Genomic DNA, 21,782 nt, shown 5'->3' with positions numbered 1-21,782 from the left:
GTCATTTACTCCTTACGGAAAACCCGGCGGAGGAAGGTCGGTCGCGCATGACGCGGCCTGCGGGAGGCGCGCCGGCGTACGGCCGCGGCCGCCGGCCGGAGTCGGGCCGGCCGGGCACCGGCGAGCAGCACCAGGCCGAACGCGACGAGGATCGCCGACAGCAGACCGAGCCGGGCCACGTCGGCGCCGGTGGTCGGCAGGCCGCCGTTGCCCCCGTTGCCGCCGTTGCCGCTGTCGGTGTCCTGGGCGGTCAGCACCAGCGGCACGTCGACGGTGTTGTTGGTGGCCAGGCCGTCGGCGCTGGTCGTGGTGACGGTGACGGTCATCGCGTGGGTGCCGGCCTCGACCCCGGCGCCGAGCATCAGGGTCAGCCACAGTTCGCTGCCGCTGTCGGCGGCGGCGTTGGGGGCGGCGCAGGCGACGTCGTTGGCGTCGCCGGTGGTGACCTTGGTGCAGGTCGCCTCGACAGTGGACCGAGCCACCACCTTCTTGGCCCGGTCCCGGATCCGGGCGGCCCGCTGGGTCGCCGAGCCGTCCAGCAGGATCTCGGCCTTGGCGATCCAGACCCCGGGCGGCGGCTCGACGGTGAAGCTCACGTCCGCGGCGGTGGTGGTGCCGGCGTTGACGTACGGGATCCGCACCACCGGCCGGCTGTTGGCGGCCACCGGGACGGCCCCGCCGCCGTAGGTGATACTCAGGTCCACGTCGTACCGGCCGACCGTGAACCTCGGGATCGCCACGTCGGCAGTGCCGCCGCAGGTGTAGTCGAACGTCGGCGTACCGGTGCTCAGGGCCTGGTCGACGCAGCCGCCGGTGACCACGGTGCCGGGCTCGATGCCCGCGTCGACGACCAGCGGCAGGCTGATGCCGGCCGAGTCCCCGGCCTTCAGCGAGACCTGGCAGACCACGATCCGGGCGCTGTCGCCCTCGGTGCAGCCGGCCGGCAGGGTGCCGTGGCTCGCTCCGTCCGGGATCACGATCGTCACCGGGTAGGGGTCGGCGTCGCCCGGCCCGGCGTTGCTCACGGTCAGCGGCAGGATCGTGGTCTCACCCGGCCGCGGCGCGCTCACCGACACCGCGCCGGTCGAGACGGTCACCGCGTACTGGATCGGGGTGGTGCTGATCAGGATGCCCGACGAGGTGAGCTTGTCGGCGGGGTCGCCGGCCGGCACCAGGGTGACGCCGGTGGCGCGCCAGACGATGGCGGTGGAGATCGACGGCGAGACCGTGACCGACAGCCGCAGGCTGCGGGTCGTGCCGGCGGTGAGCGCCACCCCGGAGCAGACGATGCTGCCGGAGCCGACCGTGCAGGAGTCCGGGCCGAGGGCGGCCGAGTTGACGGTGAAGCCGGCCGGCAGGTCGTCCATCGGCACCGTCAGCACCAGATCGGTGTAGTCGGCGGTGGCCGACAGCGTGATGGTGGCGGTACCGGTCGAGCCCGGCCCGACGACGGCGCCGCCCAGGCTGAGCGAGCCGTTGGTGGCCAGCGGTTCGGCCACCGGCGTCTGCCCGGTGTCGACGTCCTGACTGCCGCCGCACCTGGTGTCGCCGTCGGCCGAGACGCAGCCGTTGGCGACCTTGTCCCCGGTCCTGGCCGTCGGCGACACCTTCAGCGGCAGCGTCCAGGTCAGCGTGTTGCCGGCTTCCAGGGTGTACGTGCAGCTCAGCTGGGTGGTCGTGACGACCCGGCAGGCGGATGCGGTGACGCCGGTGAGCGGGCCGAAGGTGGCGTTGGTCGGGGCGTTGACGGTGGCGGTGCTGTTCACCGCGTACGACGGGCCGCTGTTGACGCCGGTGACGGTGAGCGAGGTCGTCTCCCCCGGCGCCACCGTGCCCTCCGGCCCGGCCACGCTGAACGTGACCCTGGCCGAGCGGGGGCCGGCCAGGATCAGGTCGGCGGTGCCGCTCACCGTGTCCGGACCGGCCGCCACCGTGATGCCGGTGGCGGCCCAGATCGTGCCGGGCGCGACCCCGGCGGCGACCGTGGTCACGACCGCGATCGTGGTGGTGGCGCCGGCCGCGAGCGCGACCGAGGTGCACTGGATCCGGGTGGCGCTCGGCGTGCACACGGAACCGGTCGGGCCGATCGCTCCGGTGGCCTTGAAGCCGGCCGGCAGCGTGCTCAACGGGATCGTCACGGTGGCCGACGCGATCGCCGACACCGACGTGATCCGGATCGAGCCGGTGCCGCTCAGGCCGGGCGTGACCGACACCGTCGTACCGCTGACCGTGACGCTGTCGCCGGAGATCGGGGCGTAGAGCTTGAAGCCGGCGATCGGCGAGTCGGCCGGGCCGGTGCAGGCGCCGTCCCCGTCGGCGTCCACGCAGCCGCCGGAGACGGTGGCGTTCGCGTCGGCGCCGGGGTCGACCGTCAGGCCCAGGTTGAACCGGTTGACGCCGTTGCCCCCGACGGCCAGGGTGCAGTCCACCCGGGTCGAGGTGGTGAGCCGGCAGAAACTCGCGGTCGTGCCGGTGGGCGCCACGAAGGTGGTGTGCGCGGGCGCCTTGATCGAATAGTTCAGGCCGGAGGCGTACGAGGTTCCGCTGTTGACCGCGGTCACCACGACCTGACCGGTGTCGCCGGGCTTGAGGGTGCCGGTCGCGGGCGGCGCCGCGGTCACCTTGACGCTGACGTTCGACGGGCCGACATGGGCGACCAGCAGCGGCGGGCGGGTGACCGAGTCGCCGGCCCCGGTGATCGTGACCGTCGGCTTCCACTCGATGTTCGGGGTCGCGGTGTCGCGGGCCGTGACGGTGATCCCGACGACCGCCGGGACGCCGGCCACGAGGCTGACGCCGGTGCAGGTCACGGCGGTGGCATTGACGGTGCAGCCGGTGGCCGCGGTCGAGGTGGCGGCGGCCGGGCCGGTCGGCACGCTCAGCCCGGCGGGCAGGGTGGCGAGCGGGATCGTCACGGTCAGGCCGGCGGCGTTCCGGGTCGAGGTGATCCGCACCAGGGCGCGGGCCGAGGTGCCGGGGCTGATCGACGTGTCCGAGCCGGTGAGGGTGAGGGCCTGGTCGAGGGTCGGTGTCAGGTGCAGGTCGGGGATCAGTTCGTCGGGCGGGTCGGTGCAGGCGCTGTCCCGGTCGAGGTCGGCGCAGCCGCCGGTGACCACCGAGCCGGGATCGGCGTTCGACGGGATCCGTACCGGCAGCGCCCAGTTCTTCGGTGTGCCGCCGACGGCCAGGTTGAACGCGCAGTCGAGCAGGGTGGAGGTGAGGCCGACCGGTGCGCAGGCGGAGGCCGTGACCGGGTCCAGGGCGGCGAACGTGGTGCCGGCCGGGGCCCGTACCCGGGCGACCACCCCGGTCGCGTCGGACGGGCCGGTGTTGGTGACCGTCAGGGCGACGGCGGGCTCATCGCCGGGCCGCACCGGGCCGGACGGCGCGGTGAGGGTGTAATGCAGGCCGGGCGTCGCGGCCGTCGTGGTCATCACGGTGCCGGTGGTCACGCTGGTGTCCCCGGCCGGGTTGGACAGGGTCATCCGGGCCGGCGTCCACGTGGTGGCGACCGGGGCCGACGCGGACGCCCGCACCGAGACCGTCACCAGGCGGGCGGTGCCGGCCTGGTCGACCCGCAGGCCGGTGCAGGTGAGCTGGCCGGCCACGGTGCAGCGGCCGGCCGGCGTGGACGCGGCGGTCACGGTCAGCGAGGACGGCAGTTCGTCGTACGCGACGTCGAGCCGCAGCCCCGACAACGCGCGGTCGGCGGTCAGGGTGAGGTAGCCGGTGCCGGTCGCGCCCGGCGCCACCGTGCCGCCCTCCACCGTGAGCACGGCCTGCACGGCGAACGGCTTGCCGAGGGTGATGCCGGCGAACGCCTCGTCGGCCGGGTCGTCGCAGAGGCCGTCCTCGTTCCGGTCGTAACAGCCGCCGCTGAGGGTGCCACCGGCGGTCGCGGTGGCCGGGGTGTCCACGCCGAGAACGAACGACTTGGCGCCGACGCCGAGGTCGGTGGTGCAGCTGACGACCGTGGCGGACAGCGCGGTGCAGTAGTCGGAGGCGGGCGCGTCGAGGGCGGCGAACGTCGTACCGTCCGGGGCCTTGAACCGCGCGTGCGCGCCGGGCATCGCCGACGGGCCGTTGTTGGTCATCGTCACCAGCAGGTACGCGGTGTCGCCGGGCAGGACGACGCCGCTGCCGGGGACGTCGACGTCGACCCGCAGCGCGGTGACGGCCGCCCCGACGGTGGCCGCCACCCGCCGCAGGACAGCGGTCTCGGCGCCCTTGGTGACCGTGATCGCCGGCGACCACGTGTCGCCGGGCTGGGCGTCCGGGTCGGCGGACATCGCGAAGGTGAGCGTCGCGGGGGTGCCGGTGGTGCCGGGACAGCGGGCGACCCCGCCGCCGTCGACCGGGCAGGAGCTGCCGCCCAGGCTGACCCCGGTGACGTGCAGGCCGCTCGGCAGGCCGGTGGTGGTGTCCACGGCCACGGTGAGGCCGGTCCGGTTGTCGGTCGTGCTGAGCGTGACGGTGCCGGTGCCGGTGCCGCCGGGGGTGACGGTGGCCCCGGTGCCACCGGTGCCGAGCACGCTGGTCAGCGGCCGGCCGGCGGTGAAGCTGGCGATCGTGGTGTCGCAGCCGCCGTCGCCGTCGAGGTCGACGCAGCCGCCGCCGATCGTGGCCCCCGGCACCGTGGCCGCCGGCACCAGCACCGGGACGGTCCAGGTCACCGGCGAGTTGGCGGTGGTGACGGTGGCCTGGCAGGTGAGCAGGATCGGCGTGGCGCGGGTGCAGGGCAGTCCGGTGGGCGTGCCGAAGGTGGTGCCGGTGGGCGCCTGGACGATGACCGGGGCGTTGCTGACGTCGCTGCCCGAGTTGGTGAGCAGGATGCCCAGCCGGGCGGTGCCGCCGGGCAGGGTGTCGTCGGCGGCACCGGTGTCGAACGAGGCGTGCAGGGTGTAGGTGGGGGTGTCGCCGCGGGCGATCACGACCGGCGCGCTCACCGTGTCGGTGCCGTTGCTGATCACGATCGTCGGGTTCCACACCTCGGTGGCCGGCGTGTTCGCCCCCACCTCGACCGGAACCGTGATCGTGGCCGTTCCGCCGGGCCCACCGGTGTTCGCGATGCCGGTGCAGTCGACGTCGACGCCCGGGTCGACGACGCAGATGCCGCCGGCCGTGGCCCCGGGCGGCGTGTTGCCGTCGAGTCCGAGGTGCGCCGGCAGGCCGGTCAGCGGGATGGTCACGTGCAGGTTCTGATCCCCGCTGGTGGCGATCGTGACCGTCGGGGCGCCGGTGCTGACCTGGGTCGGGTCGACCGGCGTGAACGGGCTCGAGGTCACCGAGACCTGCTGGGCGAACGGCACCGCCAGGGCGATGTCGGGCAGCTTCACGTCGGGCGGCGCGGCGATGCTCGTGCAGCGGCCGTCGTTGTCGCCGTCGAAGCAGCCACCGGTCAGCGGGGTGGCCGGGTCGGCGGTGCTGTCGACCTTCAGTTTCAGTTGGTAGACACCGGTGCTCGCACCGGCGGCCAGGCTGCCGGCCGGGCAGCTCACCGTCGTGTACGGCGTGGTGCTCGTGCACCCAGCCGGCTGGGTCGCGTCGAAGCCGGCCCCGGCCGGGGCGACGACGGTGAACGACGCGTTCACCGCATCGGACGGACCCAGGTTGACGGCGGTGACCGGGAGCGTGGCGATCTGCCCCGGCGTGACCGGGGTGACCGCGGCGATCGACGCGCCGAGCGCGTACTGCCGGGAGCCGGCGGTGGCCAGCAGCCGGGTGGCGGTGATCGCCGCCCCGCCGTCGTCGACGCTGATCCCGGTGGCGGTCCAGGTGGTGTCCGGCACCGCGTTCGCGTCGGCGGTCAGGTGCACCAGCACGTCCTGGGTGGCGCCCCGGTTGACGGTCAGGCCGGTGCAGACCAGTTGGCCGCCGGCCGGGTTGCACGGGGTGCCGTTCCAGTCGGCCGTCGCGTGCAGGGCGGCCGGCAGGTCGGCGAGCGGCACCTTGACCGTGACGCCGGTGAGGTTGTCGTAGGTGGCGGTGATGCGCACCTTGGCGTCGGCGGTGCCGCCCGGGGGGACGACGGCGGGCACGGCGGCGATCGCGACCCGGCGGTCCAGCCCGACGGTGAGGTGTATCGGACCGATCGGCTGCTCGTCGGGGCCGCCGCAGCCGGGCACCCCGTCGAGGTTCACGCAGCCGCCGGTCAGCGGCGTGGTCACGTCCGCGTTGGCCGGCACCCGCACCGGCAGGGTGAAGCCGTCGGCGCCGTTGACCGCCGCGGTCACCTGGCAGGTGGCCAGGGTGCTGGTGGTGGCGAGGCAGGGAGTTCCGGCAAGGCTGCCGAAGGTGGTGCCGACCGGGGCGTCGACGGTGACGACCGCGTTGGTGGCGTCGGACGGGCCGCCGTTGTGGACGGTGATGTTCACGTTGGCGGTGGAGCCGGCGTCGGTGGTCGACACCGGGACGCTGACGACCGCGCTCAGCGAGGTCTGGGCGGCACCGACGACGGCGAGGACGGCGCTGTCCACGGCGACGTCGCCGGTGCTGTCGGTGACCTTGAGGCCGGTCGCGGTCCAGACCGCCGGCGACATCGACGCCGCCGCGGTGACCGGAACCGTGAGCACGGTGGGGGTGGCCGCCCCGGCGATGTCGAGGGAGGCGCACTCGAGGTCGCCGCCGGCGTTGACGGTGCAGTTGTGCCCGCCCGGCCAGGACCCCGAGTTGACGGTCAGCCCGGCCGGCAGCGCCAGCGGAACGGTGACCTTGAGGCCGGTCTCGGCCCGCGGCGAGGACACGGTGATCTTCGCGTTCGCGGTCCGGCCCGGAGTGACCGAGGCCGGCACGGCGGCCACCGTGATGCGCTGCTGGGCCGGGATGCCGACGGTCAGCGCCGGGATCGGGGCGTCGGCGACGGTGCAGACCCCGTCGCCGTCGAGGTCCACGCAACCACCGACCAGCGGCTGCCCCGGATTGGCGGTGAGGTCGACCTTGAGCGGCAGGCTGTACGGCGTGCTGCCGGGCCCGGCGGCCAGGTTGGCGACGGTGCAGGTGGCCCGGGTCTTCCGGGCGTCGGCGAAGACGCAGCCGGCCGGGGCGGAGCCGGTGAACGCGGAACCGGCCGGCGCGAGCACGGTGAACGTGGCGTTGGTGGCGTCCGACGGCCCCTGGTTGCCCACCGCCACGTCGACCGAGGTGCTCTGACCGGGCAGCAACGACCCGGAACCGGCGCCCAGGGCGACCGCGGCGGTCAGCTTCGGCCTGGCCACCCCGATGGTGGCGACGGTACGGCCGGCGGTGGTGCCGCTCTCGCCGCCGGCCGCAACCGTGATGCCGGTCGTCCACGTCGTGCCGGGGGTGCCGGCGGCGGGGGCTTTGACCGTCACGCTGATGTCACCGGTGGCGCCGTCCGCGATGGCCACATTGGTGCACTGGAGCTGCGACGCGTCGGAGGTGCAGGTGGAGCCGGCCGGGCCGCGTACCGAATCGATGGTCAGGCCGTTGAGGCCGGCGGTCGGCGCGGTGACGGTCGCGCCGGTGAGTGCCCCGTGCCCGGCCTTGACGTGGATGACCGCGGTGGCGAGGTCGCCGGGGGTGACGGTGGCCGGGTCGACGGTGACGATCGCCTTGGCCGCGAACGGCACCTTGAGGGTGAACGACGGGATGGCCGCGTCGCCGGGGCCGCAGCCCGGAATGCCGTCGAGGTCGACGCAGCCGCCGCTCACCGGGTTGTCGGGGTTGGCGTTCGGGTCGACGACCAGCGGGAAGGACAGTGGCCCGGTGGAGGCGCCGGCCGCCAGGCTCCTGGTGCACACCGCCGCGGTGGCGTCCACAGTGGTGCAGTTCGAGGGCACCGAGGCGAACGACGTGCCGGTCGGCGCCTTGACCGTGAACGTGGCGGAGGCGGCGTTGGACGGGCCGTTGTTGTCGACCTTCACCTGCAACGGGGCGGTGCCGCCGGGCTCGGTCTGACCGCTCGGCGGCGCGATGAACGACGCCGCCAGGGTGTAGTTGCCGGTGCCGGTGCCGGCCAGCGCCCCGATCCGGCTGGCCTGGTCGGTGCCGGCGGCGACGGTCACGGTCGGCGTCCAGGTGCGCAACGGCTGGGCGCCGGAGTTCGCGGCGACCACGACACCGATGGTGCCGGGCGTGTTGGCGGCGAGCGCTACGCCCGTACACGTGATGGTGCTGGTGTTGAATGTGCAGTTGGCCGCCCCGGGGGCGGTGACCGACTGGATGGTGAAGTCGGTCGGCAGGCCGCTCAGCGGGATCGTCACGCTCAGGCCGGTCTCGGCCTGGATCGAGGTCAGCCGCACCTGGCCGGTGCCGGTGCCGCCGGGGGTGATCACGGTCGGGACGAGGGTGGTGCTCAGCCGGTTCGCGAGCGGCGTGCGCAGGGTGAACGACGGCAGCGCCGAGTCGGTCGGGCCGGTGCACAGCGTGTCGTTGTCGAGGCTGACGCAGCCGCCGGTGATCGGCAGCGCCGGGCTCGCCAGCGGGTTGACGACGAGCGGCAGGCTCAGCGAGGTGGCGCCGCCTCCGGTCAGGCTGACCGTGCAGCGTGCCTGGGTGGCGGAGCCGCTGATCGCGGCGCAGCCGGTGCCGGTCAGCGGGCCGAACGTGGTGGCGTCCGGGGCGATCACGACGAACGAGGCGTTCGTCGCGTTCGACGGACCCTGGTTGGCGACGTCGAGCCGCATGGTGGCGGTGCCGCCGGGGCTCACCGTGCCGTCGGCCGGCGCGTTGGCGTCCACGCTGAGGTTGAAGCTGGGCGCCAGCGCCACGATCGGGCCGGACTGGGTGCCCTGGGTGCCGCCGGCCGACGCGGTGACCGGGGTGCCGCCGGGCGCGATCCAGTCGGCGGTGACGGCGGAACCGACCTTCACCGGGATCGAGACGACTGTCGTGCCGCCGCCGGGGACGATGACGTCGGTGCAGGTGATGCCGCCCGCGCCGGCGGTGCAGGTGCCGCCCTGGTTGGTGGTGACCGCCCCGATGGTGTAGCCGGCCGGCGGCGCCGGGAGCGTGATGGTCGTCGGCGACGCGTCGACCTGGCCCGCGTTGGTGACCCGTACGGTCGCGGTGACCTGCGCGCCGCCCGGGGTGGCGGTGACCGGGCGCAGCACCACGCCGCCGTTGAGGTTGACGTCCGGCCGGTCGATCGTGAAGAGCGTGCCCTGGCCGCCGACCGTGGTGCCGTTGAGGTTGGCGGTGATCGCGCTGAGCGCGACGGTCGCGCCGGGCGTCGCGGCGACGCTTGCTTCGGTACGCACACTGATCGCCGCCGTGCCCGTGGCCGTGATCGGCACCCCGGTGCACCGGATGTCGACCCCGGTGTTGACCGTGCACGACGTCGAGCCGGGCCCGGTGGCGGACAGGACGTTGACCCCGGCCGGCAGGTTGTCGATCGGGATGAGCACCGAGGCGCTGGCGTCGGACGGGCCGTCGTTGCCGACCGTGACCGTGCCGGTGATGGTCTTGCCGGCCGCGAGCACCTTCGGGGTGACCGAGATCGAGCCCCCGGTGCTGGCCCGGTTCTTGGTGGTGACGAGCGTGCCCGAACCGGTCGCGGTGATCTTGACAGCCGGCGAGTCGGGCGCCGGCACACTCGTCACGTCGATGCCACTTGTCGACCAGGCCGCCGCCCCCGACGGAGCCGACGAGACGAGCGTGACCGGCAGGTTGACCTGCACACTTCCCTTGCCGGGCACGGTCACGCCGGTGCACTTCAGCGCGGCCGAGTCGGCGACGCACTTGGTGTCGGGCCCACCGCCGGTGACGGTCGCCGCGCCGAGGGCGTACAGCGACGGGTCGGCCGGCAGCGGGATCGTGATGGTGGTGTTGGGCGCGGCCACGTCACCGACGTTGGTGACGGTGACGGTCGGGGTGCCCGACTCGCCGGGTGCCAGCGTCGTCCCGGACACCGAGGTCGCGCCGAACTGGACAGTGCCGGCGCAGGTCGCCTTGCCGAGGGTCAGCGCACTGTTGGCGACCAGACCCAGGGCGCCCTGCAGGAGCGTGACGTCCAGCGCCTTGACGGTGTAGGTGAGCACGCCGCCGGAGTAGGTCGCGGTCCGCTTGCCCACGTCGACCGTGGCGATGCCGGGAACGTCGATGCCGGTCTGCCCGGTGACGGCGGCCACCGGTTTGCCCCCGAGCTGCAGGTTGGCGATCTCGACGGTGGGCGTGATGTCCTGATTGGTCATCCGGCAGCCGGCGGTGATCGGGCCGGTGGTGATGCCGCCGCTGCCGAGCAGGGTCACCCCGGCCGTCTTGGCCTCCGCCCGGCCACCGCCGGTGACCGGCCCGGCCAGTTCGGAGACGGCCCCGAGGTTGAGGACGCTGCTGCCGATGCCGGTCAGGTTCGCGTTCACCAAGCTCGACGACGCGGTGTTCCCGCCGGTGGTCCAGCTCTTGCCGGGGTTCAGCAACCCCAGGTCGATGCCGGGCAGGTTGAGCACGCGAATGCTGCCGGAGAGGAACTGCGCCGTCGTCGTCTGCGTGGCCGCCGATGCGGAAGTCGGCTGCAGCACCAGAGCCAGAAGAACCGCCACTAGCGCCAGCACGGCCAGTCGGCGCCCCCGAGCGGGCCGTTTGGTAACCACGAGCAGTATTCAAGTTCACTGGAACGGCGAAAGTCCGCCATTTCCCTTACCTGCTGATATTTCGGCATAAGCCGGTGTTACAGGTGAATCCGCTGGTGACAGTTGCCTATCCCCGAGACCAGCCACCCCCCTTCCCACCATTTCGGACCGCCCTGCACTTCATGGCCCGCTCCCGCCTCTCTGCACCCTCGACCGCTCAGCCCCCCGAAGCACCACTTCGGCACGCAACCGCCACCACAACCCCACCAAGCACCCGCTTCGGCAGAATCAACCGCCCACCCGCGCCCGTGACCGCGAGCGCAGCCGCTTCCGCCACACTCGGCACCCCCACGGCCGCCGCGACCGTTGCGCTCCTGTTCGGTACGTCCTGAGCCCCCAACTCCCCCTCCCCCACCGAACACAGCACCCACCCCCAGCCCGCCGCGAACTCCCGAACGCCCCTCTCCCGAGCCCGCCGACCGATAGTCGCCAACACCCCCACTTCCCCGCGCCCCACCCCGATCTCCCCCAGTGCCGCCCCCACAGCCACCTCAAGCTCCCCAACGGACACCCCCGTCCGGGCACCCACCCCCACAACCAGTCCACCCCTCATCCCCGCTGCCTCTTCCCCTCACCCGCGCCGCCATCCACCCCATCCGCCGCTTGACCCCCGGCATCCTCGGCCTGCCTCACCAGCGCCTCCTCGCCCACCGAACTCCGCCCAACCGCAGCGGCCCGTCAGCTCCACCCTTCCCGCACCCCACCCGCCTCAGCACTGAATCAACGCCCGCCGCACCGCCGCACCGCCGATGTCGCCTGGCTGGGCGGCATATCACTGAATAGCCGAAGCTGGACCAGGCACTTGACCTCACGTGGAAGCGTCACGCCGCTACGCGCACTCAATGACCGAAAAGGACCACCCGCGGTCGAAAGGTCAGGTTCGCTGGGCGGCGGTGACGACGTTGCGGGCCAGGAACGGGGCACCGGCCCAATGCAAGTGCAGGTAGGAAGCGTGAACGGCGGGCGTGGCGAAGCCCTCCGGGTCGGCGCCGCGCCACTGCCAGGCGGCGCCGGCGGCGGGGGACAGCAGGAGGCCGGATCGTGGGTGGACGGTGGTGCGGTGGAACTCGTGGCCGGTCACTCGGGTGCCGGCGGGGGCCAGCGGGCTGTCGGCCAGGGCGACCGCGTCTCGATAGCCGAGGGTCAGAGTGGGGGTCATGGCGGCGTCGGCGTCCAGGACCCCGCACATGGGGGCATTGTCGAGGGTTCGGCACAGCCAGAGCAGGCCCGCGCATTCGGCGACGATCGGGCCACCGACGGCGGCCAGGGAGGCGACGGCCAGGCGCAGGGGCTCGTTGGCGGAGAGCTCGGCCGCGTACACCTCGGGGAAGCCGCCGCCGACGACCAGGCCGCGGGTGCCGGGGGGTAGTTTTTCGTCGCGCAACGGGTCGATGGTGACCACGTCGGCGCCGGCCGCGGTGAGCAGTTCGGGGGTTTCGGCGTAGGAGAAGGAGAAGGCCGGTCCGCCGGCGACGGCGATCACGGGGCGGGGGCCGGCGGGTTCGCCGACCGGTGGGCTCCACGGGGTGGCTGTCAGCGGCGGGGCGGCGTTGGCGATGGCCGCCACCTCGTCGAGGTCGACCGAGCTCGCGACCAGCTCGGCCAGGGCCGCCACCGAGGCCTGGGCCTCCGCCCGGCGTTCGATGGCGGGGACCAGGCCGAGGTGGCGGGAGGGGGCGGCGACCGCGTCGGCCCGGCGCATCGCGCCGAGGACCGGGGTGCCGACTTCCTCGCAGGCATCGCGCAGGATCGACTCGTGGCGGTCGGAGCCGACCCGGTTGAGGATCACGCCGGCCAGCCGGACGCTGCCGAAGCTGCGGAAGCCGTGCACCAGCGCGGCGATCGAACGGCCCTGGGCAGCCGCGTCGACGACCAGGATGACCGGGGCGTTCAGCAGTTCGGCGACCTGGGCCGTCGAACCGGTGTCGCCGGCGCCCGCCCGTCCGTCGTAGAGGCCCATCACGCCTTCGACGATCGCGATCGACGCACCCTGGGCACCGTGCGCGAACAGCGGGGCGATCCGGTCGGGGCCGACCATCACCGGGTCCAGGTTGCGGCCCGGCCGGCCGGCGGCCAGCGCGTGATAGCCGGGATCGATGTAGTCCGGGCCGACCTTGAACGGTGCGACGGTGGCGCCGCGCCGGGCGAAGGCGGCCAGCAGGCCGGTGGTCACAGTGGTCTTGCCGTGGCCGGACGCCGGGGCGCCGATCACCACGCGGGGGATGGTCACCACTCGATGCCCTGCTGTCCTTTGCGGCCCGCGTCCATCGGATGCTTGACCTTCGTCATCTCGGTGACCAGGTCGGCCGCCTCGAGCAGGGCCGGCGCGGCATCGCGGCCGGTGATCACCACGTGCTGGGTGCCGGGGCGCGCGGTCAGGGTGGCGACGACGTCGTCGACGTCGACCCAGCCCCACTTCATCGGGTACGTGAATTCGTCGAGCACGTAGAACCGGTGGGTCTCGGCGGCCAGGTCCCGTTTGATCTGCGCCCAGCCCTCAGCGGCCTCGGCGGCGTGGTCGCGTTCGGTGCCGGCCCGCTGGATCCACGACCAGCCCTCACCCATCTTGTGCCAGGCCACCGGCGCACCGCCGGGCACCTGGCCGAGGGCCTTGAGCGCCGATTCCTCGCCGACCCGCCACTTCTCCGACTTCACGAACTGGAACACCCCGACCGGCCAGCCGGCGCTCCAGGCGCGCAGCGCCATCCCGAACGCGGCCGTCGACTTGCCTTTGCCGTGGCCGGTGTGCACGGCGAGCACGGCCTGGCGCCGGCGCTGGCGGGTGGTCAGTCCGTCGGCGGGAACGACCTCTACTTTGCCCTGTGGCATCAGACGGCCCCCGCTTCGAGCTGGTCGAGCGGCATGAGGTCGGCGTCCAGCGCACGCGCCAGCCGGGCCGCGAGACCGAGCCGCACCGGGCCGGATTCGCAGTCGACGACGACGGTGGCGACACCGGCCAGCGCCGGGGCCATCCGGACCGGGTCGGGGCCGCTGGTCGCCCGCCCGTCGGTGACGATCACCAGGAGCGGCCGGCGCCGGGGGTCGCGGCGGCGTTCGGTGGCGATGGTGGCGGCGGCGGTGCGCAGGCCGGCGGCGAGGGGGGTGCGGCCACCGGTCTTGAGCGCGGCCAGCCGGAGCACCCCGACCTCGTGACTGGAGGTCGGCGGGAGCACCTGCTCGGCGTCGTGCCCGCGGAAAGTGATCATCCCGACCCGGTCGCGGCGCTGGTAGGCGTCGCGCAGCAGGGACAGCACGGCGGTCTTGACGACCGTCATCCGGCGGCGCGCGGCCATCGACCCGGAGGCGTCGACCACGAACAGGACGAGGTTGGCCTCCCGCCCGACGTGCACGGCTTCGCGCAGGTCGCGCGGCTGCACCGACCGGTCGCCGCGGTGCAGGGCGGCGCGCAGGGTGGCGGGCAGGTGCGGGGCGCCGGCCAGTTTGCCGACCGGTGTGCGGGACCCGATCACCCGGCCTCGGCGGGCAAGCGACGGCGAGCGACGACCGGCGTGGCCGCCGGACCCCCGAGATCCGATCTTGAGCGTACGAGTCCGGTAGGCGTTCCCGGCCGCGGCCGCCGGCCGTGCACCGCCCCCGCCGCGGGCATCGTCGGACTGCGCCGGAGGCGTGCCCTCGTCGCCGGGCTCGGCCCGCGAGGAGGTGCCGCCGTCATCCGGCCGGGACGTCGAGGACGATTCGTCGTCGGACGACCGGGCGGGTGGCGGCGTGCCGCCGTCGTCGGATCGCGACGGCGGCGGCGTGCCGCCGTTGCCCGGACCGGTTGGCGGCGGTCCACCGCCGTTGTCGTCCGGGCCGGGCGGCGGTGGGGGCGGCGATCCGCCCTGGTCCGGGTCGTCGTCCTCGGCGGCGGCCTGGGACAGCGCGTCCTCCAGCCGCTCCTCGTCGGTGCCGGGCGGATCGAGCGGATCCTTGCGGCGCCGGTGCGGCAGGGCGAGCCGGGCGGCGTCCCGTACGTCATCGGTGGTCACCACATCGCGCCCGTGCCAGGCCGCGAGCGCCACCGCGCACCGGGCCACGACGATGTCGGCCCGCATCCCGTCGACGCCGTAGGCGAGACAGACCCGCGCGATCCGATCGAGCTCCCGGTCGGGAAGCACGACGCGCGGCAGTTGCGTGCGGGCCGCCACGATGCGATCGGCGAGGTCCCGCTCGTCGGCGGCGAACCGGGCCGCGAACCCGTCCGGGCCGGCCTCGTAGGCGAGCCGCCGCCGCACCACCTCGGCCCGCTGGCCCGCGACCCGGGGCGCGACGACGTCGACCACCAGCCCGAACCGGTCGAGCAGCTGCGGCCGGGGCTCGCCCTCCTCCGGGTTCATGGTGCCGACCAGCAGGAACCGGGCCGCGTGCTTGACCGACACACCGTCGCGCTCGACGTGCGCCCGGCCCATCGCGGCCGCGTCGAGCAGCAGGTCGACGAGGTGGTCGGGCAGCAGGTTGACCTCGTCGACGTAGAGGACGCCGCGGTGGGCGGCGGCGAGCAGCCCCGGCTCGTACGCCTTGGTGCCGTCGGCGAGCGCCCGCTGAATGTCAAGCGTGCCCACCACCCGGTCCTCGGTGGCGCCGACCGGGAGCTCGACGAGCGCGGCCGGCCGGGAGACTCCCGGCGAGTCGGTGGGATGCGGCCCGTCGGGGCAGAGCGGGTCGGGGGCGGCCGGGTCGCAGGCGAACCGGCAACCGCGGACGACGTCGACCGGTGGCAGCAGCGCGGCGAGGGCCCGCACGATGGTGCTTTTGGCGGTGCCCTTCTCGCCTCGCACGAGCACCCCGCCGACGTGCGGGGAGACGGCGGTGAGGAGCAGCGCCAGCCGCAGGTCGGCAAGCCCGACGACGGCGGAGAACGGGTACGGCGTCACAAAGATCCCTTCTGCACGGGTGTCCACGCCCGCGCGCCGGTGACTCGAGCGGCCGGAGTCTCTGACTCCCGGGTCGACGCGTCGCGCACCCGGTCACAGTGGCGGGACCGTCCCGGATTCGCGCCGGGTTCCTCCGCTACCGCTCGACCGTCACTCTTTCTCACTGCCGTGTGTGGCGTCAACGCGGCCCCCGGTGACGGGGATCGCAGGACTCGCCGGCGGCGCGAGCCGGTCGAGCTCCTTGACGGTGTCGAGCATGGCAAGTGCGGACTTCTCGATGAGCGGGCGCAACCGGGCATAGAGGGCGGCGTTCTCGGGGTCGGGCCGGGTCGGTTCGCCGATCGGGATCAGGGCGGCGGCGTGGTCGAGGTCGGGCAGCTGACCGAGCGCGTGCCAGCCGAGCAGGCAGGCGCCCAGGGCGGTGCCTTCCGGGGTGTCGGCGACCGCGACCGGCAGATCGAGCGTCGCCGCGAGCACGCCCACCCACAGTTCCGACGCGACCGCCCCGCCGGTCGCGCGAACCTCCGTCACCGGAGCCTCGAACGAGTCCTTGACCAGGGCCAACTGCTGACAAACCCCTTCCACCGCGGATCGTACGAGGTGGGCCCGCCCGTGTTCGCGACGAAGACCCAGATAGGCCCCCCGCAGTCCCGAGCGCCACCAGGGCGCCCGCTCACCGAGGAGGTACGGCAGGCACAGCAGACCCTCGCTCCCGGGCGGCGCGCTCTGCGCCTCGGTCAGCAGCGCGGCGTCCCGCTCGTCGGCGTCCTCACCTTCGGCACCGGGTCGTTCGAAGCCACCGGCCAGGCTCTGCCCGGCCCAGCGCACCACCGAGCCGGCGTTGTTGACGGCCCCGCCGATCACCCACCGGTCCTCGGTCAGGGCGTAGCAGAACAGCCGCCCGTCGGCGTCGCTGGTGGGCCGGTCGACAACCGTACGCAAGGCTCCGGACGTGCCCAACGACACCGCCGCGATGCCCGCCGGGGTGGCCCCGACGCCGAGGTTGGCGAGCGGCCCGTCGGCCGCCCCGATGATCAGCGGGGTGCCGTCGGGCAGGCCGGCCAGGCCCTTCTTGAGACGGAGCACGGTCGTGGTCGGCACCACCTCGGCCAGCTGGCCCCGCCCGACGCCGGCGATCTCCAGCGCCTCCGGGTCCCAGCGCCGCTGATGGATGTCGTAGAGCCCGGTGCCGGACGCGACCGACAGGTCGAGCAGGAACGGCTCGTCGGTGAGCGCGGCCAGCACCAGCTCCTTGACACCGCCCCAGCGCGGCGTGCTCCTGAGCACGTCGGGATCGTTGTCGCGCCACCACGCGAGCTTGGTCAGCGGCGACATCGGGTGCACCGGCGTGCCGGTGCGAGCCTGCAGCGCCTTGGCCCGGCCCGCCGCCAGGATCCGGTCGCACTGCTCGCCGGAGCGGGCGTCGGCCCAGGTGATCAGCGGGCCGAGCGGCTTGCCCGCCTCGTCCAGCGGCACCAGCGCGTGCAGGAACGCGCTCAGGCTGACGGCCACGACCCGGTCGCCGTTGTCCCGGCAGACGGCGGCCACGTCGGTGAGCGCCTTGACGGCGGCGTCACACAGGTGGCCGGGGTCGAGCTCGGCCCGGCCCGGACCGGGCACCGCCAGCGGGTAGTGCACGGAAACCTGGGCTCGCAGCTTGCCGTCGATGCTGGCGGCGATGCCCTTGGTGGCGGTGGTACCGGTGTCGATGCCGATCACGACGTCCGTCATGTCACCCAACCTATCCGGCCGATCATCACACCACGGTGACGAACGGCTGTCCGCCGCGCGGCGTGATCTCGACCTGCGCCGTCGCCGCCGGCAGCAGGGCCGCGTCCCCGGTGGCCGGCAGCCAGTCGCCGCCACCCGCGCGGTAGCGCAGCGCGCCGTTGAGGTAGCCGACGATGATCCCGAGCTGGTCGGGCAGGCGCAGCCGCAGGAACTCGCCCGCCGGCCGGAAGCCCGCGTAGTGCGGGGTGCCGCTGCCGAGGAAGTAGAACGCCCGGGCGCCGTCGTCGGCGGGCACGGTCTGCACCACGAGCGGCCGCCGGTCCGGCAGCGTGCCCCGGACGTACCAGGAGGGGAGGTCGGGCTGCACCTGATAGCCGTAGGGATCGTCGTAGCCGGGAAGTTTCGACACGTCCCAGCCGGTGGCCGCGCCGGCGCCGGGCAGCGTCCGGTCGAGCCGCCGGTCCCCCGGCGAGGTGGGGGTCGCCATCTCGCCGAGATCGTCGATCTCGACCCGCTCGGTGCCGCTGCGCAGACCGAACCGCAACCGCCCGGTCCGGGCCGGGAGCCGGATGATCGAGACGCCCTCGGCCGACGTCACGGGCGCCCAGTTGCGCACCGGCCGGCCCGCCGGGTCGATGCCGAAGTCCTGGGACAACTCCACCGGCCGGCCCAGGTCGGCGAGCACAAGGGAATCCCGCTGGGCGCCGAGGAGCAGCGCCGACGGCACGACGGTGCCCGGCGGGACGAGGCGCACGACGCCGACCGCGCGCAGCTTCCCGCCGGTGGTGCGGACCCAGCCCTGCACCGAGTGCCGCCGGCCGTCACCGAGCACGGCCGTCTGGGTGAGCAGCGCCGCCGGTCCGGCCGGGGTATGGCCGGCCCACAGCACGCGCGGTCTGCTCCCGGACTCGAAGCCGGTGGTCCAGGCTTTGCGGGCCCGTCCCAGGAACTCCCGGTCCTGGCCGAGGTCGCCGGGTGCGGACGGCTCCGGCTCGACGGCGGTCGCGCCCCGCCACACGGCGGCCGGCGCCACGCCGAGCGCGACCGCCCCGGCCGCGAGCACGGTCCGCCGCCGGACCACCCGCCGCCGCCCGCCGTGCCGCACCCGGTCGAGCAGGTCGGCCGGGGGTGCCAGGTCGTCGGTCGCTCGGACCAGGACGTGGTGGATGTCGATGTCGGTCATCGCTCGTCGCCCTCCCGCACCAGAACCGGGCCGAGGGCAGCCCGGAGTTTTTCGAGCCCCCGTGCCGCGTTGCTCTTCACCGTGCCGGGGCTGCACTCGAGCGCCGCCGCCACTTCCTCGACCGGCCGATCGTCGAGATAGCGCAGGACGACCGCCGCCCGCTGCCTCGGTGGGAGTTCCCGAAGAGCCTTGACCACCACGTCCCGGACCACGATGCCGTCGCTGTGGTCGGGGAGGCCGACGTCGAGGTCGCCCAGGGCCGCCTCGGGCCGTCGCCCCCGCCGGCGCCACCGGTTGATCGACCGGTTGACGAGGGTCCGGCGCGCGTAGACCTCCGGCGCCCCGCGGATGCGCCGCCATCGCACGTACATCTGCTCGAGGACCTCCTGCAGCAGGTCCTCGGCCGCGTGCCGGTCCCCGGTGAGCAGGTAGGCGATCCGCAACAGCCCGGTGGATCGACTGCGCACGAACTCGTCGAACTCCCCGTCCGCCAAAACCCCTCCCCGTTCATCACCCTCCCAGACACCGCGGTGCCCGGCGGGGTTGCATCGGGTCGTAGATTGGTTACGTGGCCGCAGAGTTGACGCCCGAGCCCCGGCTTTCCGACACCGAGCGGCAGTCGGTGGTCGAGCAGCTCAATCACGCGGTCGGCGAGGGCCGCCTGACACTGTCCGAATTCGAGGATCGCCTGCAGGCCGTGTTCGCCGCGCGCACCCGGGCCGAGCTCGCCCCGTTCGTCGCCGACCTGCCGGCCGCGTCGGTCCCCGAGGAGATGACGCTGCGCCCGCACGCGTCGTCGGTCAAGCGCACCGGCAACTGGCTGGTGCCGCGCCGCATCCGGGTCGAGGGCAGCTCGTCGAGCGTGCGCCTGGACATGACCGAGGCCCGCCCGGTCGACCCCACCGTCGAGCTGATCCTCGACCTCCAGGGCGCCTCGGTGACGGTGGTCCTGCCCCGCGGCGCCTCGGCCACGATCCACGACGTCGACCTGTCCGCCAGTTCCGCCACCGCCAAGGTCCCCGAGGCGGGCGGTCTGCACATCGTCGCCCGCGGTCAGTTGCGCTCGTCCACCCTGACCCTGCGCTACCAGCGCCGGTTCCTGTGGTGGCGCTGGTAGGACGGGCTCAGGCGACTTTCGCCGGAACGAAGAGCTTCTCGAAATCGGCGGTCGTCATCGGACGGCCGAACAGGTAGCCCTGGGCGTAGTGGTAGCCGGCCGCCCGCAGCCGCTCGGCCTGGGCCTCGGTCTCCACGCCCTCGGCGACCGCGTCGATGCCGAAGTCGTCGGTGAACCCGATCAGGTTGCGCACCACGATCGCGCCCACGTGCTCGGCGGAGTCGCCGCTCACGAACGACTTGTCGACCTTGAGCACGTCGACCGGCAGGTCCATCAGCAGGCTCAGCGACGAGTGGCCGGTGCCGAAGTCGTCGAGCGCGACCCGCAGCCCCATGGCCCGCATCGCCGCCAGCTGCCGGGCGGCGCTGCCGGTGTTCAGCACCGCCGTCTCGGTCACCTCGATCATCAAGCGGGCCGGGTCGGCACCGGTCGCGGCCAGGACGTCGCGGACCGTGCCCAGGAACCCGGGGTCCGCCAGCTGCCGGGCGGAGACGTTGACGCTGATCCGCATCGGCGCCGCCGGGCCCAGCCGCCGGGCCCAGTCGGCCGTCTGCAGGCAGGCCTGCTCGAGCACCCAGCGGCCCAGCTCGATGATGGTGCCGGTGCGCTCGGCGATCGGGATGAACACGTCCGGCGGGATCAGGCCGTGCTCGGGGTGCCGCCAGCGCATCAGCACCTCGGCGCCGGTCGGGGCACCGGTGGTCAGGTCGACGATCGGCTGGAAGAGGGCGAAGATCTCACCGCGGGGCAGGGCCTGACGCAGCTCGGCGGCCATCCGGGCGGCCTCGTCGGCGGCGTGGTCCATGGCGGGGTCGAACCACTGCCACCGGCTTCCGCCGGCGGCCTTCGCGGCGTACATCGCCACGTCGGCCCGGCGCAGCAGCTCGGTCGGGTCGTCGCCGGCCTGGCGTACGGTCACGCCCGCGCTCACGCCGGTCGAGGTGAGGTTGCCGGCCAGGTCGGCGGGCCGCCCGACCTCGACGACCAGGACGCCGAGCAGGTCGGTCGGGTCGTCGGAGCCGGGCAGGATCAGCGCGAACTCGTCGCCGCCCAGCCGCCCCACCATGCCCCGGGCGCCGATCAGGCCGGTCAGCCGCCGGCTGGTCTCGACGATCAGCCGGTCGCCGATCTGGTGGCCGAGGCGGTCGTTGACCACCTTGAAGTCGTCCAGGTCGAGCAGGATCACGTGGAACTCGTCCGGCCCGTCGAGCAGGGCCCGCAGGCGCTGTTCGACGTGGGCCCGGTTGGCGACACCGGTGAGGCTGTCGTGGGTGGCCTGGTGGGTCAGCTCCGCCTGGTGGCTCTCGACCGTCGCCATCAGGCGGTTGTTGTCGACGAGCGCGATGATCTGCCGGGTCACCGCCAGCACGGTCAGCGCGACCACGATCGCCTGCATCGCCCGGGTCTCGCCGGGGCTCTTGGTGCTGGTGGTCAGCAGGAGTCCGTCGGTGATCGCCACGCCCAGGTAGGGCACGACGCTGATCCGCCGGGTCCGGCGGCGGTCCTTGGGCGGCGCGTTGCCGGCCCGCCACTGGCTGACCGCGGCCAGGTGGATGGCGAACGCGGCGACCGGCACCGAGACCAGGCTGGTCGACAGGTAGGGCCGGCTGATCAGGAACGGCGACAGCCCACCGAAGATCGCGGCGGTCGCGGCGCCGATCGCGAGGATGTAGGTGGCCCGCCGGTCCAGCCGGCCGGCGCCGGCGAACGCCACCTTCATGAACGTGACCATGGACAGCGCGGTCAGCAGGCCGATCGCCAGCATCGCGCCGGCCGAACCGGTCTGCTTCTCCCACGTCTGGTGGTCGCGCAGCGAGAACCGCCAGATGAACGATGCGACCGTGATCAGCACGACGCACGCGTCGATGCCGAACCGGAGCCAGTCGATGCGACTGCGCTGCCACGAGGGCAGACGCAACAGACCCCACATCACCAGCACGAGTACGGCCAGGTAGAACACCAGCGTGACCGGCCCGACCCGCTGCGACGGCACGGGACCGGCGGTGGCGTCGGCGGCGTTCGCCACGATCCCGGCCGCGAACAGCCCGCACGCGATGGTCAGGTGAAGCCAGAAGCGGCGGGTGCTCGCGTCCAGGTCGGGGCGGCGGCTGACGGTCCAGCAGGCGTGCCCGGCGAGGATGGCGGCGACCGGCAACGGGAGCCAGCCGAGCACCGGGTGCGACCACTCGTGGAACAGTCCGACGACCAGCCACGCGGCGCCCAGCGCCAGGGCGATCGCCGAGACGGACAGGGAGGTCAGCTTGCGCGGCACCTCGGGAATTTCGGCC

The 21,782-nt window shown here is 73.8% G+C and carries 10 protein-coding genes and 1 riboswitch; of the genes, 1 reads left to right on the top strand and 9 read right to left on the bottom strand.

What is annotated here, in order from left to right; all coding sequences use genetic code 11:
- Window positions 1–5: 5 nt before the first annotated feature.
- From Afe05nite_RS14910 to Afe05nite_RS14875, 8 genes are all read right to left on the bottom strand, one after another.
- Window positions 6–10,550, bottom strand: a complete 10,545-nt coding sequence (locus tag Afe05nite_RS14910; protein ID WP_203817662.1) for a DUF11 domain-containing protein — start codon at window positions 10,548–10,550, stop codon at window positions 6–8.
- 196 nt (window positions 10,551–10,746) lie between these two features.
- Window positions 10,747–11,142, bottom strand: a complete 396-nt coding sequence (locus Afe05nite_RS44930) for a cobalamin biosynthesis protein (protein ID WP_203817661.1) — start codon at window positions 11,140–11,142, stop codon at window positions 10,747–10,749.
- Window positions 11,143–11,463: 321 nt separating this feature from the next.
- The gene (locus tag Afe05nite_RS14900; protein WP_203817660.1) at window positions 11,464–12,822 is read right to left on the bottom strand and encodes a cobyrinic acid a,c-diamide synthase CobB; all 1,359 of its coding nucleotides are present in this window, start codon (window positions 12,820–12,822) and stop codon (window positions 11,464–11,466) included.
- Complete coding sequence (gene cobO / locus Afe05nite_RS14895; RefSeq protein ID WP_203817659.1) at window positions 12,816–13,418, bottom strand: cob(I)yrinic acid a,c-diamide adenosyltransferase; 603 nt, start codon at window positions 13,416–13,418, stop codon at window positions 12,816–12,818. Before cobO ends, Afe05nite_RS14900 begins: the two co-directional genes overlap by 7 nt.
- On the bottom strand, window positions 13,418–15,463 hold the full coding sequence (locus Afe05nite_RS14890) for a VWA domain-containing protein (RefSeq protein ID WP_203817658.1): 2,046 nt from the start codon (window positions 15,461–15,463) through the stop codon (window positions 13,418–13,420). Before Afe05nite_RS14890 ends, cobO begins: the two co-directional genes overlap by 1 nt.
- 55 nt (window positions 15,464–15,518) lie before the next feature.
- Window positions 15,519–15,597, bottom strand: a riboswitch (cobalamin riboswitch).
- A 16-nt stretch (window positions 15,598–15,613) separates the two neighbouring features.
- Entirely contained in the window at window positions 15,614–17,194 is a 1,581-nt protein-coding gene (locus Afe05nite_RS14885; RefSeq protein ID WP_203817657.1) for a gluconokinase, read from the bottom strand.
- Between the two features lie 25 nt (window positions 17,195–17,219).
- Entirely contained in the window at window positions 17,220–18,377 is a 1,158-nt protein-coding gene (locus Afe05nite_RS14880) for a hypothetical protein (protein ID WP_203817656.1), read from the bottom strand.
- A complete protein-coding gene (locus Afe05nite_RS14875) occupies window positions 18,374–18,871 on the bottom strand; it encodes a SigE family RNA polymerase sigma factor (protein WP_203817655.1) in 498 nt (165 codons plus the stop codon). The genes Afe05nite_RS14880 and Afe05nite_RS14875 overlap by 4 nt, the downstream gene beginning before the upstream one ends.
- Window positions 18,872–18,945: 74 nt before the next feature.
- Between Afe05nite_RS14875 and Afe05nite_RS14870 the strand changes: the two genes are divergently transcribed.
- Complete coding sequence (locus Afe05nite_RS14870) at window positions 18,946–19,494, top strand: DUF1707 SHOCT-like domain-containing protein (protein WP_203817654.1); 549 nt, start codon at window positions 18,946–18,948, stop codon at window positions 19,492–19,494.
- Between the two features lie 7 nt (window positions 19,495–19,501).
- Here Afe05nite_RS14870 and Afe05nite_RS14865 read toward each other — a convergent pair whose 3' ends face one another.
- Window positions 19,502–21,766, bottom strand: coding sequence for a putative bifunctional diguanylate cyclase/phosphodiesterase (locus Afe05nite_RS14865; RefSeq protein ID WP_239117826.1), 2,265 nt, complete (start codon window positions 21,764–21,766; stop codon window positions 19,502–19,504).
- Window positions 21,767–21,782: the final 16 nt, after the last annotated feature.

This window comes from Paractinoplanes ferrugineus (assembly GCF_016862195.1).
Classification (GTDB): domain Bacteria; phylum Actinomycetota; class Actinomycetes; order Mycobacteriales; family Micromonosporaceae; genus Actinoplanes; species Actinoplanes ferrugineus.
This window is presented reverse-complemented; position numbering and strand designations above follow the sequence as displayed.

What these genes read in the sequence shown, in the direction of transcription:
- Afe05nite_RS44930 (WP_203817661.1), bottom strand. Translation starts at nt 11,142, where the DNA reads ATGAGGGGTGGACTGGTTGTGGGGGTGGGTGCCCGGACGGGGGTGTCC.
- Afe05nite_RS14885 (WP_203817657.1), bottom strand. Translation starts at nt 17,194, where the DNA reads ATGACGGACGTCGTGATCGGCATCGACACCGGTACCACCGCCACCAAG.
- Afe05nite_RS14880 (WP_203817656.1), bottom strand. Translation starts at nt 18,377, where the DNA reads ATGACCGACATCGACATCCACCACGTCCTGGTCCGAGCGACCGACGAC.
- cobO (WP_203817659.1), bottom strand. Translation starts at nt 13,418, where the DNA reads ATGCCACAGGGCAAAGTAGAGGTCGTTCCCGCCGACGGACTGACCACC.